This is a genomic window from Allobosea sp. NPDC055594, from assembly GCF_053618995.1.
The window spans coordinates 303092-319335 of the sequence record NZ_JBSHIO010000006.1 but is presented as its reverse complement, the minus strand read 5'-3'; the positions used below and the strand labels follow the sequence as shown (position 1 = coordinate 319335).

14 protein-coding genes are annotated in these 16244 nt (G+C 65.3%); 11 read left to right on the top strand and 3 right to left on the bottom strand.

The features are described from left to right. Positions 1 to 6: 6 nt before the first annotated feature. The 3 genes from ACWGRX_RS15040 to ACWGRX_RS15030 are packed head-to-tail and all read left to right on the top strand — an operon-like array spanning position 7 to position 1051. Positions 7 to 291, top strand: coding sequence for a copper-binding protein (locus tag ACWGRX_RS15040; RefSeq protein ID WP_452118184.1), 285 nt, complete (start codon positions 7 to 9; stop codon positions 289 to 291). After that, positions 288 to 566, top strand: a complete 279-nt coding sequence (locus ACWGRX_RS15035) for a hypothetical protein (protein ID WP_452118183.1) — start codon at positions 288 to 290, stop codon at positions 564 to 566. Before ACWGRX_RS15040 ends, ACWGRX_RS15035 begins: the two co-directional genes overlap by 4 nt. Positions 567 to 601: 35 nt before the next feature. Beyond that, positions 602 to 1051, top strand: coding sequence for a DUF411 domain-containing protein (locus tag ACWGRX_RS15030; protein ID WP_316019584.1), 450 nt, complete (start codon positions 602 to 604; stop codon positions 1049 to 1051). A 92-nt stretch (positions 1052 to 1143) separates the two neighbouring features. On the opposite strand, the gene ACWGRX_RS15025 is transcribed toward ACWGRX_RS15030, so the two are convergent. Together ACWGRX_RS15025 and ACWGRX_RS15020 are read right to left on the bottom strand one after the other, a co-directional pair. After that, complete coding sequence (locus tag ACWGRX_RS15025; RefSeq protein ID WP_452118182.1) at positions 1144 to 2433, bottom strand: amidase; 1290 nt, start codon at positions 2431 to 2433, stop codon at positions 1144 to 1146. 83 nt (positions 2434 to 2516) lie between these two features. Continuing rightward, positions 2517 to 3464: a LysR family transcriptional regulator gene (locus ACWGRX_RS15020; protein WP_452118181.1), complete on the bottom strand. Its 948-nt coding sequence runs from the start codon at positions 3462 to 3464 to the stop codon at positions 2517 to 2519. Positions 3465 to 3590: 126 nt separating this feature from the next. On the opposite strand from ACWGRX_RS15020, the gene ACWGRX_RS15015 reads away from it, so the two are divergent. From ACWGRX_RS15015 to ACWGRX_RS15005, 3 genes are all read left to right on the top strand, one after another. Beyond that, positions 3591 to 4427, top strand: coding sequence for an alpha/beta hydrolase fold domain-containing protein (locus tag ACWGRX_RS15015; RefSeq protein WP_452118180.1), 837 nt, complete (start codon positions 3591 to 3593; stop codon positions 4425 to 4427). Between the two features lie 50 nt (positions 4428 to 4477). Further along, positions 4478 to 5695 carry an efflux RND transporter periplasmic adaptor subunit gene (locus ACWGRX_RS15010; RefSeq protein WP_452118179.1) on the top strand — a complete coding sequence of 406 codons (1218 nt, stop codon included), beginning with the start codon at positions 4478 to 4480 and terminating at the stop codon, positions 5693 to 5695. A 184-nt stretch (positions 5696 to 5879) separates the two neighbouring features. After that, positions 5880 to 9062 carry an efflux RND transporter permease subunit gene (locus ACWGRX_RS15005; protein WP_452118178.1) on the top strand — a complete coding sequence of 1061 codons (3183 nt, stop codon included), beginning with the start codon at positions 5880 to 5882 and terminating at the stop codon, positions 9060 to 9062. Positions 9063 to 9183: 121 nt separating this feature from the next. Here ACWGRX_RS15005 and ACWGRX_RS15000 read toward each other — a convergent pair whose 3' ends face one another. Continuing rightward, positions 9184 to 11328, bottom strand: coding sequence for an ATP-binding protein (locus ACWGRX_RS15000; RefSeq protein WP_452118177.1), 2145 nt, complete (start codon positions 11326 to 11328; stop codon positions 9184 to 9186). Between the two features lie 190 nt (positions 11329 to 11518). Between ACWGRX_RS15000 and ACWGRX_RS14995 the strand changes: the two genes are divergently transcribed. From ACWGRX_RS14995 to ACWGRX_RS14975, 5 genes are all read left to right on the top strand, one after another. Next, positions 11519 to 12334 carry a DUF3108 domain-containing protein gene (locus tag ACWGRX_RS14995; protein ID WP_452118176.1) on the top strand — a complete coding sequence of 272 codons (816 nt, stop codon included), beginning with the start codon at positions 11519 to 11521 and terminating at the stop codon, positions 12332 to 12334. Positions 12335 to 12541: 207 nt separating this feature from the next. Continuing rightward, positions 12542 to 13717 carry a threonine synthase gene (gene thrC / locus ACWGRX_RS14990; protein ID WP_452118175.1) on the top strand — a complete coding sequence of 392 codons (1176 nt, stop codon included), beginning with the start codon at positions 12542 to 12544 and terminating at the stop codon, positions 13715 to 13717. A gap of 96 nt (positions 13718 to 13813) precedes the next feature. After that, positions 13814 to 14752: a transporter substrate-binding domain-containing protein gene (locus ACWGRX_RS14985; protein WP_452118174.1), complete on the top strand. Its 939-nt coding sequence runs from the start codon at positions 13814 to 13816 to the stop codon at positions 14750 to 14752. An 82-nt stretch (positions 14753 to 14834) separates the two neighbouring features. Further along, on the top strand, positions 14835 to 15500 hold the full coding sequence (locus ACWGRX_RS14980; RefSeq protein WP_291638294.1) for an amino acid ABC transporter permease: 666 nt from the start codon (positions 14835 to 14837) through the stop codon (positions 15498 to 15500). Between the two features lie 10 nt (positions 15501 to 15510). Further along, complete coding sequence (locus ACWGRX_RS14975) at positions 15511 to 16188, top strand: amino acid ABC transporter permease (RefSeq protein ID WP_291638257.1); 678 nt, start codon at positions 15511 to 15513, stop codon at positions 16186 to 16188. Positions 16189 to 16244 lie beyond the last annotated feature (56 nt).

Below are 16244 nucleotides of genomic sequence, written 5' to 3'. Positions count from 1 at the left end.
TCTCCCATGCGTATGACCATTGCCAGCTTTGCTCTCGCCACGCTGCTTGCCGCACCGGCGCTCGCCCAGAACGCGCCGCTCGTCAGCGGCACTGTCAAGAAGGTCGATACCGCCCAGGGCAAGCTCACCGTCGACCATGGCCCGATCAAGAACCTCGACATGGACGCGATGACGATGGTGTTCCGAGCCGGCGATCCCGAAATGCTCAAGACCGTCAAGGCCGGCGACAAGATCAAGTTCACGGCCGAGCGGGTGAACGGTCAGATTACGGTCACAAAGATCCAGAAATGAGCCCCCGGCGCGCCCTGGCGCTCGCCCGGTCGGCTTGCCTGGCCGCGGTGTGCGTCCTGGGCGCGCCGCAGGCAGGCTTCGGCAGCGACGGCAACCTGCAAGCCGTGCTGCTCGAGGCCGGTTGCCCCCGTTTCCGGCTCGAGACGCTGTTCGACCGGGAGGGGGTGACGAGCTATCGTGCCAATTGCTTCGGCTCGGCGCACAGGCTCGTCATCGTCACTTGCATCAAGGGTGTCTGCGTTCGCGAAAGGACGCAGGAAGAGCAGCCGGAATGAGGGCTGTGGCTTCGCCCGCCAGAAGGAGAGTTGGAATGCTTACGCGTCGTGGCCTGATCGCCGGAGCTCTTGCCTGTTCCGCGTCGCTGCCGCTCGCGGCCCAGGAGGCCGCTCCGGTCGTCACCGTCTATCGCAGCGCCTCCTGCGGCTGCTGCGGTGCCTGGGTCGACCACATGAAGAAGGCGGGCTTCGAGACCAAGGTGGTGATGACCGAGGAGCTGGCGGCTCGCAAGCGCGAGTTCGGCGTGCCGGATGCCGCCGAATCCTGCCACACGGCCATGGTCGACGGCTATTTCGTCGAAGGGCATGTGCCCGCCGCCGATGTCCGCCGCCTGCTGCGCGAGCGGCCGCAGGCCCGTGGCCTCGCCGTCCCGGAGATGCCGGTCGGTTCGCCCGGCATGGAAGTCCCTGGCGTCAAGGCGGATCGCTATGACACCTGGCTGATCGCCAAGGACGGCTCGCACACCGTCTTCGCCAGTCACTGAGCGGCGGCCCGGACGCTGTCCGGGCATTCCTCGTTTCCTGCCGTGCCGTGCGTCCCGCCCCGAACTGGCGCGGAGCGCGCGGCACAGGTGTTTCAGTGCCCTGCGGCAGCCGGTTCGATCAGCTTGGCCAGATTGAGCAGGCGCTGATCCTGCCCGGCTATGGCGCTCAGCATCAGCCCGCCCGAGAGCTTGTCGCCGAGCGGCATTGGCAGCGAGATCGAGCACAGATCGAACAGGTTGCCGAAGGCGGCGTTGCGCAGCATCAGCCGGTTGGCGGTGAAGAAGGCGTCGTCGCTGGCCTCCAGCGCGGCGATCGTCGGCGCCTCGATCGGCACGGTCGGGGCGAGGAAACCGTCGAGCCCGTCGAGAGCGGCGGCGAGCTTGGCGATCAGCCTGCGACGGGTCTGCATGCCGACAATATAGTCGGCGGCCTTGTAGGCGGTGCCGAGCGAGATGCGTGCCGCGACGCGCCGGTCGAAGGCGTCCGGCTTGCTGGCGATGGCGTCGCGATGCACGGCGGCGGCCTCGACGGCGACCAGCGGCACCGAGTAGGCGGCCAACATCTCCTGCCAGACCCCGTCGAAGTCCACCGGCTCGAGCGCGACGCCGAGGCGCCCGACCCGCTCGATCGCCGCCTCATAGGCCTTGACCACCGAGGGAGCCGCCTCGGCGAGGAAGCCGCCGCGCGCGACGCCGATGCGGAAGCGGCCGGGGTTGAGGCCCTCGGCGAGCGCGAAGGGACGGCTGGCCAGCACCGAAAGCAGCCTTGCGCAGCCCGCGACGTCCTTCGCCAGCGGGCCGATCACGTCGAGGCTCGGCGCGAGCGGGAAGCAGCCTTCGTCCGGAACCGAGCCATGGCTCGGCTTCATCCCGACGATGCCGTTCAGCGCCGCCGGAATCCGACAGGAGCCGCCGGTATCGGTGCCGACGGTCAGCTCCGACGAGCCCTGCGCCGCCGAGACGGCGCCGCCCGAGGAGGAGCCGCCGGGAATGCGGGCCGCGTCCAGCGCATTGCCGGGCGTGCCGAAGGTGCCGTTGAGCCCGACCCCGGAGAAGGCGAACTCGCTCATATTGGTCTTGCCGATGATCACCGCGCCGGCCTGGCGCAGCCTTGTGACGATCGGCGCATCCTGCGCCGCGGGAGCGGCGCCCTTGAGCAGGCTGGAGCCGGCCCAGGTGGTCTCGCCGCGTACGTCGAACAGATCCTTGATCGAGGTGACCGTGCCGTCGAGCGGGCTCAGGCTGAGCCCGGCTGCGCTGCGTGCATCGGCGGCGTCGGCCTCGGCGCGCGCCGTCCCGGCCAGGAGCCGGGTGAAGACGGGGGCGCCGTCGCCGATCCTTCCGAGAATGGCTTCGAGCTGGTCGCGGACGCTGCGTGACATGGGGATAGACCTCGCTTCGGGCACCGCATGCGGCGGCGCCTCTGGTTAGCGCATTCCGAGGTCGAAGAAACCCCGCGCTGGGCTCAGGCCGCCTCGCCGCAGGAGCCGGGCAGGGTGGATCGGCGCTGGATCAGGTCGTCCTGGGCGAAGAGTTCTGCGAGCCAGTCGACGAAGACCCGCACCTTGTTCGAGAGGTGCCGGTTCGGCGGGTAGACGATGTGGAGCGGCTTGGGCGAGGTGCACCAGCCGGTGAGCAGCGGCACCAGTCGCCCGGCGGCGATGTGCTCCTGCGCCATGAAGGTCGGTACCTGCATCACGCCGAGGCCCGCGAGCCCGGCGGCGAGATAGCCGGTGCCCTCGTTCAGCGAGACGACATGGTCGCCGCGCACCTCGATCGTCTCGTTTTTCGTCGCGAAGGTGAAGGGCAGGGGCCGGCTGGTCCCGGCGGCGCGATAGCCGATCACCTTATGGCCGGTTTCGAGGTCGCGCGGATGCTGCGGCGTGCCGTGCCGGGCGAGGTAGGCCGGCGTTGCGCAGGTGACGAGCAGCATCTCGCCGACGCGCCGGGCGATCAGGCTCTGGTCCTGAATCTCGCCGGCTCGTACGGCGAGATCGAGATTCTCACCGATCAGATCGGCCGGGCGGTCGCCGAGGCCGATATCGATCTGGATTTCCGGATAGCGCGCCAGGAAACCGGGCAGGGCGGGCAGGATCACCTCGATCGCCAGGGGGGCGGCGACGTCGAGGCGCAGGCGCCCGCTCGGCCGCGCCTGTGACGACGTCATGCTGGCATCGAGCTCGTCGATCTCGCCGAGCACGCGCAGCGCCCGCTCGTAATAGGCGGCGCCGTCCATGGTGACGGTGACGCGCCGTGTCGTGCGGTTGAGCAGCTGCGCCCGCAAATGGCCTTCGAGCTGCTGGATAAGCTTGGTCACGGTCGGCTTGGGCAGGTCGAGCAGCTCCGCCGCACGGGTGAAGGTGCCGACCTCGACGACGCGCACGAAGGCGCGCATGGCGTTGAGCTGATCCATCCGGGCCTCCTGGCCGATCCGGAGATTGTTTCCATGCAGAAACAATGTGGGAGCGGATCGGCGGTTTATTGCGTGCGCACTATCTCCTAAATGCTGACGGATCGCAATATTCGTCAGTCGTCAGTCATGCTCGCTCCGTCGCTCCCGCAAAGCCGCTACCGCCGCGCCGTCTTCTGGCGCGAACAGGCCGTCAAGGCCGGGTCCCAGACCTTGTCCGGGCGGCTCTATGCGCCGGCCTCGGTGCCGGACGATGCCGGCCTCGTCCTGCATCTGCATGGCGGCACCTTCGACAGCGGCTCGCTCGCTTCGGGCGAGGCGGTCGCGACGACGCTGGCCGAGGCCGGCGCGATCGTGATCTCGTTGCCTTATCCACTGGCGCCGGAAGCCCGCTTCCCGCAGGCGCTCGAGATCGCCTATGCGGCGCTCGAGACGATCGCTCGCGACAAGGCGCTCTGGGTCGGCAAGCGGGCACCGCTCTATGTGGCGGGCGAGGAGGCCGGCGGCAACCTCGCCGCTGCCCTTGCCATGATGGCGCGCGACCGGCACGGGCCGCCGCTCGCAGGCCAGATCCTGTTCTCGCCGATGCTCGATGCCTGCCTCGGTACCTATTCCTTCCGCCATGCCGAGGCCGGGCCGGTCGGTTGCCGCTGGGCCGATGGCTGGCACGCCTATCTCGGCTCGCCCGAAAAGGCCGCGCATCCCTATGCGACACCGGCCAACGCCTCGCGCCTGTCCGGTCTGCCGCCGGCGCTGATCGTCAGCGCCGAGGACGACCTCTTGCGCGACGAAAGCGTCAGCTACGGGCTTCGCCTGCGGGCTGCCGGGGGCGAGGCGACGGTGCACGTCCTCGGCGGGCCCAGCCATTGGCCGGAGGCTTTCGCCGAGGCGCCGCGGGACGGTTCCTGCCTCTGTTCGGCCTGTCAGAATGTAAGCGAGTTCTTCTCGATGACCGCGTCTCGCTAGGCGGCGCTGCCCCCCCACTTTCGAATTTCAGCTCCAGGAAGGAATGACCCATGATTCTGGGAACGATCCGTCATGCCCTGTTGGGCACCGCTTTGGCCGCCGGCGTTTCGCTCGCCGCGCTCGCCGTTGCCGTCCACGGCTCCGACAAGGCGCAGGGCGATACCGCGCCTGCCGCGCCGCCGCCGACCCCGGTTTCCGTCGCCGTGGTCGAGCAGCGCGATCTCGTCAGCTGGGCCGAGTTCTCCGGCCGGCTCGAGGCAATCGAGCGCGTCGAGATCCGTTCGCGCGTCTCCGGCGTCGTCGAGCAGGTGCATTTCGCCCAGGGCGCGCTGGTCAAGCAGGGTGACCTGCTCGTCAGCATCGACCAGGCGCCGTACCAGGCCGAGTTCGAGCGCGCGCAGGCGCAGCTTCTCGCTGCCGAAGCCCGTGTCGCCCTCGCGGCCAACGAACATGAGCGCGGCCAGAAGCTGATGTCGTCGCAGAACGTCTCGCAGCGCGATCTCGACACGCGGCTGAACGCGCTGCGTGAGGCGCAGGCAAACGAGCGTGCCGCCCGCGCCGCCCTGCAATCGGCGCGGCTCAACCTCGACTACACCCAGATCCGCGCCCCGATCGGCGGCCGCATCGGCCGGCTAGAGGTCACCGTTGGCAATCTCGTCGCTGCCGGCGCCAATGCGCCGCTGCTGACGACGCTGGTCTCGGTCGATCCGGTCTATGCCGGCTTCAACGCCGATGAGGGCTCGCTCATCAAGGCGCTGGCCACTCTGCCGGTTGAGCCCGGCAAGGCCCGCGACCTCGAGCGCATCCCGGTGCAGATGACCACCGCCGCCAACGAGGCTGCGCCGGTCTCCGGCCATCTCAGCTTCGTCGACAACGGCATCGATGCCGCGACCGGCACGGTTCGCGTCCGGGCGATCTTCGACAACAAGGACGACGCCCTGCTGCCCGGCCAGTTCGTGCGCCTGCGCATGGGCCAGGCGAAGAGCGAGCCGGCCCTCGTCATCAACGAGCGCGCCGTCGGCACCGACCAGAACAAGAAGTTCGTCTTCGTCGTCGGCAAGGATCACAAGGCGGTCTGGCGCGAGGTCACGCTCGGCGCCGCGGCGGAAGGCCTGCGCATCGTCACCAGCGGGCTCGAAGCCGGCGAGCAGATCGTCGTCAACGGCCTGCAGCGCATCCGCCCCGGCGCGAGCGTCGCCCCCGAGCAGGTGCCGATGGCCGAGCGCTCCGAACTGAAGAAGCCCAGGACCGAGCTCGCGCAACGCTGAGTCTCCGCCGTCATGGTCGGGCTTGTCCCGACCATCCACGTCTTCGCCTCGCCGATCGAGCGCGGTGCCCAAGACGTGGATGCTCGCCACAAGGGCGAGCATGACGGTGGAGCGATACTCCCCGTTTTCCGCCCCGCCGGCCGCTTCGGGACCGGCGGGGAAGCCGCCTTGAAGGGGCACCCTCATGAACCTCTCGAAGTTCTTCATCGACCGGCCGATCTTCGCCGGCGTCCTCTCCGTCCTCATCCTGATCGCCGGCCTGCTCTCGCTGCGCGTGCTGCCGATCTCGGAATATCCCGAGGTCGTGCCGCCGACCGTGGTGGTGCGGGCCCAGTATCCCGGCGCCAATCCGCGCGTCATCGCCGAGACCGTGGCGACGCCGATCGAGGAGCAGATCAACGGCGTCGAGGGCATGCTCTATATGTCGAGCCAGGCGACGACCGACGGCGTGATGACGCTGAACGTCACCTTCCGCCTCGGCACCGACCCGGACAAGGCCCAGCAACTGGTCCAGAACCGCGTCTCCCAGGCGGAGCCACGCCTGCCGGAGGAGGTGCGCCGCCTCGGCGTCACCACCATCAAGAGCTCGCCCGACCTGACGATGGTGGTGCACATCACCTCGCCGAACGGCCGCTACGACATGACCTATCTGCGCAATTACGCCGTCCTCAACGTCAAGGACCGGCTGGCGCGCATCGACGGCGTCGGCCAGGTCCAGCTCTTCGGTTCGGGCGACTATTCGATGCGCGTCTGGCTCGACCCGCAGAAGGTCGCCGAGCACGGGCTCTCGCCCTCCGACATCGTCCGTGAGATCCGCGCCCAGAACGTCCAGGCCGCGGCCGGCGTGATCGGCGCCTCGCCGAGCGGGCCGGGGCTCGACCTGCAGCTCTCGGTCAACGCGCAGGGCCGCCTCGCCAGCGAGGAGGAGTTCGGCGAGATCATCGTCAAGACCGCCCCGAGCGGCGCCGTCGTGCGCCTGAAGGACGTCTCGCGCATCGAACTCGGTGCCGCCGAATACGCGCTGCGCTCGCTGCTCAATGGCAAGTCGGCCGTCGCCGTGCCGGTCTTCCAGGCGCCGAACTCGAACGCCATCGCCATCGCCGACCAGGTCCAGGCGACGATGCGCGAGATCAAGCAGAACATGCCGGAAGGCGTCGACTATTCGATCGTCTACGACACCACCCAGTTCGTCCGCGCCTCGATCAAGGCGGTGATCACCACGCTGCTCGAGGCGGTGGCGCTGGTCGTGCTCGTCGTCATCGTCTTCCTGCAGACCTGGCGCGCCTCGATCATCCCGCTCGCCGCCGTGCCGGTCTCCGTCGTCGGCACCTTCGCGGTGATGTATCTCTTCGGCTTCTCGATCAACGCACTCTCGCTGTTCGGCCTCGTCCTGGCGATCGGCATCGTCGTCGACGACGCCATCGTCGTGGTCGAGAATGTCGAGCGCAATATCGAGAACGGGCTTTCGCCGCGCGAGGCGACCTATAAGGCGATGCGCGAGGTCTCAGGCCCGATCATCGCGATCGCGCTCGTCCTCGTCGCGGTCTTCGTGCCGCTCGCCTTCATCTCGGGCCTGACCGGCCAGTTCTACCGCCAGTTCGCGCTGACCATCGCGATCTCGACGGTGATCTCGGCGATCAACTCGCTGACCCTCTCGCCCGCGCTCGCCGCGCTGCTCCTGCGCGGGAACGATGCTCCCAAGGACGCGCTGACCCGCTTCATGGACAAGCTGTTCGGCTGGTTCTTCCGCGGCTTCAATCGCTTCTTCAACCGCAGCTCCGAGGCCTATGGCGGCGGTGTCCGCCGCATCCTCGGCCGCAAGACGCTGATGATCGTGATCTATGTCGGCCTCGTCGCGCTGACCGGCGTGCTCTTCCGCGCCGTGCCGTCGGGTTTCGTGCCGGGCCAGGACAAGCAGTACCTCGTCGGCTTCGCCCAGCTCCCCGACGCGGCGACGCTCGACCGCACCGAGGACGTCATCCGCAAGATGGATGAGATCGCGCTGAAGCATCCCGGCGTCGAGAACGCGATCTCCTTCCCCGGCCTGTCGATCAACGGCTTCACCAACTCGTCGAACGCCGGCATCGTCTTCGTCGGCCTGAAGCCCTTCGACCAGCGCAAGGACCCGTCGCTCTCGGGTAACGCCATCGCCATGCAGCTCAACAAGGAGTTCGCCGGCATCAAGGAGGCGTTCATCGCGATGTTCCCGCCGCCGCCCGTCCAGGGCCTCGGCACCATCGGCGGCTTCAAGCTGCAGATCGAGGACCGCGCCGGCCTCGGCTACAAGGCGCTCGACGAGGCGACCAAGGCCTTCATGGCCAGGGCCGCGACGGCGCCCGAGCTCGCCGGCATGTTCTCGAGCTTCCAGGTCAGCGTGCCGCAGCTCTATGCCGACATCGACCGCACCAAGGCGCGCCAGCTCGGCGTCCCCGTCACCGATGTCTTCGAGACCCTGCAGATCTATCTCGGATCGTCCTATGTGAACGACTTCAACAAGTTCGGCCGCACCTACACGGTGCGCGTCCAGGCCGATGCGCCCTTCCGCGCCTATCAGGAGGATATCGGCAAGCTCAAGGTCCGCGCGAACTCGGGCGAGATGGTACCGCTCTCGGCCGTGCTCAATGTGCGCACCGATGCCGGCCCCGAGCGTGCGATGCGCTATAACGGCTTCCTCAGCGCCGACATCAATGCTGGCCCGGCCCCGGGCTATTCCTCGGGCCAGGCGCAGGACGCCGTCACCCGCATCGCCGCCGAGACCCTGCCCAAGGGTTTTGCCTTCGAATGGACCGAGCTGACCTATCAGGAGATCCTGGCCGGCAATTCCGCGATCCTCGTCTTCCCGGTCGCGATCCTGCTCGTCTTCCTGGTGCTGGCGGCGCAATATGAGAGCCTGACCCTGCCGGTCGCGATCCTGCTGATCATCCCGATGGGCCTGCTCGCGGCGCTGGCCGGCGTCTGGTGGAGCGGCGGCGACAACAACGTCTTCACCCAGATCGGCCTCGTCGTCCTGGTCGGACTATCGGCGAAGAACGCCATCCTGATCGTCGAATTCGCGCGCGAGCTCGAATTCGAGGGCCGCACGCCGGTCGAGGCCGCGATCGAGGCCAGCCGCCTGCGCCTGCGGCCGATCCTGATGACCTCGCTCGCCTTCGTCATGGGCGTTGTGCCGCTGGTGCTCTCGACCGGGGCGGGCGCCGAGATGCGCCAGGCCATGGGCATCGCGGTCTTCGCCGGCATGATCGGCGTCACCGCCTTCGGCATCTTCCTGACGCCGGTCTTCTACGTGCTGATGCGCAGGCTCTCGGGCAACAAGCCGCTGCGGCAGCATGGGGTGGAGGAGAAGGCGGAGATGGCTGAGGCGGCTTAGGCCAGCTGACTACACAGCTTTTTGCCTTACAGCCCCATCATGCGATGCATGATGGGGCTTTTCGTATCGTGCCAGCGCACGTCACCATTAATAATACGAAAAAACGGCTTAACGGAGAGATCTACTCAGCAGCTCTTCTTAAGGCGGTACGCACTTCCTGCGGAAGCAACCCCAATTTAGAAAAGAAGCTCTGATTGCGAAGCTCTGCGTCCCTAAAAACCTTAGCGTAACTCAACACTTTAATTGAAGCTCTATGGTTGGGTGAGAAGCCGTAATAACCTAACCCGTCAGGGGTGGGGTGTTGTGCCACGCTCCGTTGAAATTTCTTGCGGGCAGTCTCGCTAAGATCGCAAACAACAATGCATTCAAACGGTGTTTGATCATTGATGTCGGAGACTATAGCGCCCTCGATATCACGAACCGTTCGGCTACGTAGGCGTTCAATATAGTCGAGAACCTGATCGACCGGATCACTTGACAGCGCTTCATCACCGGGACGTTTGAATTCGATAATGACCACCGGATCATTCGTCCCTTCACGGCGAAATCCATACGGATTAAAAAATATTAGATCAGGCTCTTTGCGCTCTCCCTCGACACCTAGGGCTGCCAGTGATTTGTCGGAGGCAAAGAAGCTGTAATAAGACATGAGGTCGTCGACAAGCCAAAGATTATGCTCGTCATAATCTTTGGCTTCTAGCATTCTACCCATGGGGCAGATGAGTTCATGGAGCGTGGCCTCCCAGTGATAGCTCTGCTTTTCAGTGTCGCTATAACGCAAAAGCGACTTGGCGAGCTGGATAATTTGATGGCGCTTTATCGTATACTCTGCTAGGCGTCGTTTTGCGTCATCGGTAACTTTTTGTACTAGTTCGTCGATTTGCTCGCGCCGCGGGGATTCGTTGTCTTGCGTAACGCTCTCGTCCGAAATTGCTTTGATCTGATATCTCAGTTTACGTTCGTGCCGGTAGAGTAATGTGAAAAGTGTCTTTCCAATTTCTTCCTCGGCCATGCTTGGCGAGAGGCTGCTAACGTACTGATCAACATTTTTTACCGATATCGCCAATTGCGGATGTTCTTCGAGAATCTCAATCACTAGCCTTCTTTGGATTTTCCGAATTCTCGCAATGTGAGCGTCCAAAAAGCGTTCGGCTGCCTCGATCGCGGTATCAGTTATGGCATCCATCTCGGATTCGAGAGCCTTGAAGCCGGTGCGTTCCTGATCAACGCGACTATCGAGGAAGTCGCTTTTAACGACGCAAACGTATGCCTTACCGTTATCTAGGCTTTTGAGGGCGAATTTCTTTTCGATTTCGACGCTTTTTACAACACGTCCTTGAGCGGTGAGTAGTATAGCATTAGATAATTCTTGAGATATTGTTTTATCAACATAAGCGTGAGAAATATTGATTTTTCCAACAGAGATTGATTTTGCATCAACAATTTCTTCAAATTGCTTTTCGACCTTTGAAGAAAGATATTCTCCGATATCAAGATCTCTGCGCCCAAACATCACGTTTAGCCGCGGCATGCTACCTGCAATAAAGAATGGAAAGAAATGGTGGCAAATATGTCTTGCCAGAAGAGAGCGGCTGATTTCGGAGCTTTGGCCCGCTTTGATGCCGCCGAGAATAATTTGAGTCCCAACCTGATCGCCGTCACCCGGCGACTTGTGCATGTCGACCAGCGAGTCATCCAATGCTGGATCGAATTTGAACGAGATAGCCTCGTGACCATCGAGGCCAACCTCGTAGGTGCTCTTCACATGGATGTCGTCAAAGACTTTGATCCAGATGAGACGTCCTACGCCCTTGCCCCCGATCGCATACTTCTGTCTCGTGTCACAAGTTTCGAACGACTTAAGGTGGGTACCGTTAAGGCCAATCCCGTTGTCTGAAATTGCGACACAGTTGAGAGTTTTGTCAGAGTTCAATTCGACGAGCAGATTAATGACACCCCGTTTCGCAAAGTCGGCCCGGCCAAATCGCTCTTCGATAGCTTGGATGGCGTTGCTGACGGCTTCATAAATTGAGAAAAGCAGTGCAGTTTTCCCGTCTGGTAGGCCCATGTTCCCAATACGGCCGATGACGTCAAACTTCATTTCCCCCACTCGCTTTTTGTCGCCCCAGGGCACCAACTGGCCAAGCCACAACGCGTAAGTCAATATCTTGGTGACGTTGTGCAATTCTGCGTTGCGGTCTTTTAAGCTCCTGCTGGGCTTCGATGCCAACGGCTGTCCCCTAACGTTCGTTGTGCGCTCGTTCACAGGAAATCCTAGAAGGCTGTGCGGCTTATCTGCTGGCTCTTGCGCCCCTTATGCGCCGTTCCGCGAATGCGCTGTGCCTGCTGTCGGTCGGCGGTCAGGGCTCCAACGCGTCGCGCCTTCGTGCATGGCGGGGCGCTCATCGTTCACGCTAAAACGGCACATCGCCCGAGCGCGGCGGGAGGGCAGGCCCTTGACCGGCATCGCATCGAGACAGGCCCATGCAGGGGCCATCGCGGCGGGCGCGCTGATAGCCGGCGCGCTCGTCTGCGCCGCGCCCTCGGCCGCCTCCGCGCGCGAGATGCGCCTTCGCTACGCTGTCACGGTGCTGGGCGGGGTCTCGCTCGGCGAGATCGAAATGACGGCGATGCTCGATCGCGCCGGCTATCGTATCGCAGTCAGCACGCGCCCCTACCGGGCGGCCCAGCTCGTCGGGGCGGCCGAGCAATCCGGCAAGGTGGAAGGCCGCTGGGGCCGCGGCGGTCCCGAGCCGCGGCTCTACCAGGCGAACGGCTCCTGGCGCGGCCGGGCCTATGTCAGCGAGATGCACTATCCGCGCGGCGTGCCGACGATCCGGCGGCAGGAGCCGTCGAACGAGGATCGCGAGGCCGTCCCGCCCGAACTGATCCGCGGCACGGTCGACTCGCTCTCCGGCGTCGCCGGGATGCTCAAGAAGGTGGCGGAGACGGAAAGCTGCGACGGCTCCACGGCGATCTATGACGGTCGCCGCCGCTCGGTCGCGGTCATGACCTCGTCGGCGATGGTGCAACTGAGCGGCCAGGGCTCCTTGAACGGCCGCGCGCTGAACTGCGGCTTCACGGTCCGGACCATCGCCGGCTTCCGGCACGAGGACGATCGCGAAGTCGCTAGGCGGCCGCTCAAGGGCTCGGTCCTGATCGCGCTGCGCGAGGGCGGCGCCTTTCCGCTGCCCCTGCGCTTCGAGGTCGAGACGCGCTGGTTCGGCACGGTCGCGGTCCAGCTCGCCGGGCCGCCTGTCGCGGCCGAGTGATCGCTTGCGACCTACCCAACTCCTTCCCCCGAGGCCGCCTCGGCTCTTGCCGGACAACCGCCCGGCCGGCGCCGAGGCCCCCGAAGACGCGGGGCCGCCCCGAGAAATCCGGGGGCAGCCACGGCTTCGGTTTTCGGTCTAGGCTGGGGCGATGGCGGCCTTGCGAGGGGTGAGGCGTCCGGCCGACAGCCCTGGGGAGTGCTCGCGATGGAACTGCGCTGCATCGATTGCGCGACGGCTTATCCGCCGGTGCTGCTCTATCGCTGCAAGGCCTGCGGCGGCATTCTGGAGACCGTCGGCGATGACGGGACGGAGCGGGTCTCGCTCGGCGAGAGCGTCACGCCGCTGCTCCGGGCCCACCGGATCGAGGCGGCGCTGCCGGGATTTTCGGGCGAAATCTGGCTGAAGGACGAGACCCGCAACCCGTCCGGCTCGTTCAAGGACCGCCTCGTCGCCGCCGCCATGGGCCGGGCGCTCGCGCTCGGCATCCGCAAGGTGGTCTGCGCCTCCTCGGGCAATGCCGGGGCGGCGACGGCCGCCTATGCCGCCCGCGCCGGCATTCCGGCCGTGATCATCGTGCCGGCGCATACCCCGCTCGGCAAGGTGACGCAGATCGCGGCCTATGGCGCGCTCCTGCTCCTGGTCGAGGGGCATTACAGCAAGTCCTACGATCTCGCGCTCGCTCTCGCCGAGCGGCACGGCTTCGCCAACCTGACTACCACCTTCATCAACCCCTATGCCGTCGCCGGCCTCACCGCCGTCGGCACCGAACTGGTCGCGCAGCTCGGTGGTGCGCCGAGCCATGTCCTGGTGCCGACCGGCAGCGGCCCGCTGGTCAAGGGTGTCTGGCAGGGCATCGCCGATGCCGGCGCCACGACCCGGTTGATCGCCGTGCAGGCGCAGGGCTGCGCGCCGATCGTGCAGGCTTTCGATTCGGGTGCCGAAGAGGTCGCCGCCTGGGGCATGCCGCAGACCATCGCCTCGGGGATCAGCGACCCGCTGATCGGCTATGAGCGCGACGGTACATATACGCTGCAGCTGGTCCGCCGGAGCGGCGGTCGGGCGATCGCCGTCAGCGACGACGAATTGCGCACGGCGATGCAACGTCTCGCCCGCAGCGAAGGCGTCTATGCCGAGCCGACCGGGGCGAGCCCGATCGCGGCGCTGCCGCGCCTGCTGGCGGAAGGCGATCTGCCGCCCGGCTCGCGCGTCGTCTGCATGGTGACGGGGCATGGCTTCAAGGACGGCAAGGCCTATCAGGACATGCCGGTGCGGACCCACAAGGTCGACGATCCCCAGGATGTCGCCGCCGTCGCCGAACTCTGCGAGGCTGCCCTGGCGGCCGTTCAATGGCGGTCCTCGATTTCCCCAGAGGCAGGTTGAATTATCCGGCTTTGCAGCTGGCATTTTTCTTGCCACGTTCATGATGCTGCGGGCCGAAGTCTGCAGGGAACGTGGATCAAAAGAGGGGAGTTCGTGATGGGCATTCATGACGACGGAACTTTGGACGGCGCCACTCCCCAAAAAGACGAGGCGAACCTGACCCTGGAGCGACGCAGCCTGTTCGGTCTCGGCCTCGCCGGCGCGGCGATCGGCGCGGCGGCGAGTGGCTTGCTGACGCCGACCGCGGCGCAGGCCCAGACCGCAGCCAAGAGCAAGCTCCACATCATCAAGGAGCGCGGCAAGCTGATCGTCGGCACCGGCAGCACCAACCCGCCCTGGCACTTCCAGGACGCCAGCGGCAAGCTGGTCGGCATGGATATCGATCTCGCCCGGCTCCTGGCCAAGGGCCTGTTCGACGATTACGAGAAGGTCGAGTTCGTGCTGCAGGGCTCGGATGCCCGCATCCCCAGCCTCGTCACCGACAAGGTCGACATCGTCGTGCAATGGATGACGGTGACGCCCGGCCGAGCCCAGCAGGTCGACTTCACCTTCCCCTATTACCGCGAGGGCGTCGGCCTGCTGATGCTGGCCCGGGGGGGCAAGTTCAAGAACTATGAGGAGCTGAAGGCGGCCGGCAAGGACGTCACCGTCGGCGGCATGCAGAACGTCTTCCTGGAAGAATGGATCCGCAAGGCTCTGCCGCAGGCCAAGGTCGACGCCTTCGACAGCCCGGACGCGGCGATGCAGGCGCTCAACGCCCGCCGCATCGACGCCTCGATGCAGGACCAGTCGGCGATGCGCTGGCTGATGCAGCAGGCGCCCGGCCGCTTCGTCGATTCCGGCTTCGGCTGGATGCCGAACTCCTATGCCTCGGCGGTCAAGCCGGGTGACCCGATCTGGCTGAACTGGGTCAACACCGTCTACAAGGAGGCGATGATGGGCGTCGATTTCGACTATTTCGCCGCCTCCTACAAGAAGTGGTTCGGCATCGAGCTGCCGATCCCGAAGGTCGGCTTCCCGCAGGAATTCGCCTGATCCCGCATTCGCCTGAGCGCAACGTGGCGCTGGCGGGCCGGACATCCGGCCCGCCGCTTTCGGGACCTTCGCGACTGCCATGATCGACTACCATTTCGACTGGTCCGTCATCGCGCGGAACTGGGACAAGCTGATCGACGCCCTGCTGCTCGGGCTCTGGCTGGCGGTGATCTCGCTGGCGATCGGCTGCATCATCGGCATCCTGACGGCCTATGCCCGGCTTTCCGGCAAGAAATGGCTTTCGGTGCCGGTCTGGGCCTATGTCGAGTTCATCCGCTGCACGCCGCTGCTGCTGCTGATCTTCTTCCTCTATTTCGGCCTGCCGGAATTCGACATCACCTTCCTGGACAAGACCGAAAGCTTCGTGCTCTCGCTCTCGCTCTATGCCGGCGCCTATATGTCCGAGGTCTTCCGCGCCGGCCTCTCCTCCATCCCCAAGCAATATGTCGAGGCGGCCAAGGCGATCGGCCTGCGCCCCTGGCAGCGCCAGGCCTATGTCGTGCTGCCGGTGATGTTCCGGATCACTCTGCCGGCGGTCAGCAATAACCTGATCTCGCTGTTCAAGGACACGTCGCTCGCGGCGGCGATCGCGGTGCCGGAGCTGACCTTCATCGCAAGGCAGATCAACGCCAACACCTTCCGGGTCATGGAGGTCTGGCTGACGGCGAGCGCGCTCTATCTCGCCACCGCCTATCTCATCGCCATCTTGCTGCGCCAGGTCGAGCGCCGCTACGCCTCGATCCGCTAGGGAGCCGGCGATGGATTTCTCGATGGCACCCGGCACGTTCTGGTTCGAGGCCTGGCAGGCGCGCGCCTCGCTGCTTTCCGGGCTCGGCGTCACTCTGCTGAGCTCGGCGCTGAGCATCGTCATGGCGACCTTCTGCGGCATCCTGATGGGCGTCGCGCTCTCCTATGGCTGGTGGTGGCTGAAGCTGCTGGCGCGGCTCTATGTCGATCTGATGCGCGGCATCCCGGTGCTCGTGCTGATCCTGTTCACCTATTACGGCCTCGCCCTGTTCGGCGTGAACGTCGCCGCCTTCTGGGCCGGGGTGATCGCGCTCGGCGCCTTCGCCACCGCCCATGTCGCCGAGAACTTCCGCGGCGCGGTCGAATCCGTGCCGGCCGGGCAGATGGAAGCCGCCAAGGCGATCGGCCTGACCTTCGGAAGGCGGCTGTATTACGTGATCCTGCCGCAGGCCTTCCGGCGCATGCTGCCGCCCTGGGTCAATACCGGGCTCGAGATCGTCAAGGGCACGACGCTGCTCTCGATCATCGGCGTCGTCGAGTTGCTGCTCTCGGCCCAGCAGCAGATGGCGCGCAACTACATGATCGTCGAGTTCTACATGCTGACCGTGGTTCTCTACCTGATCATCAACTTCACGCTGGCGCAGCTCGGCGCGCTGCTGGAACGCAAGACCTCCTATCTGCGCTACTGAGCATGGCGTCGCGTGGTGCCAGCTCCGAAGCGCGTGGAACGAACCGAACGGGATGC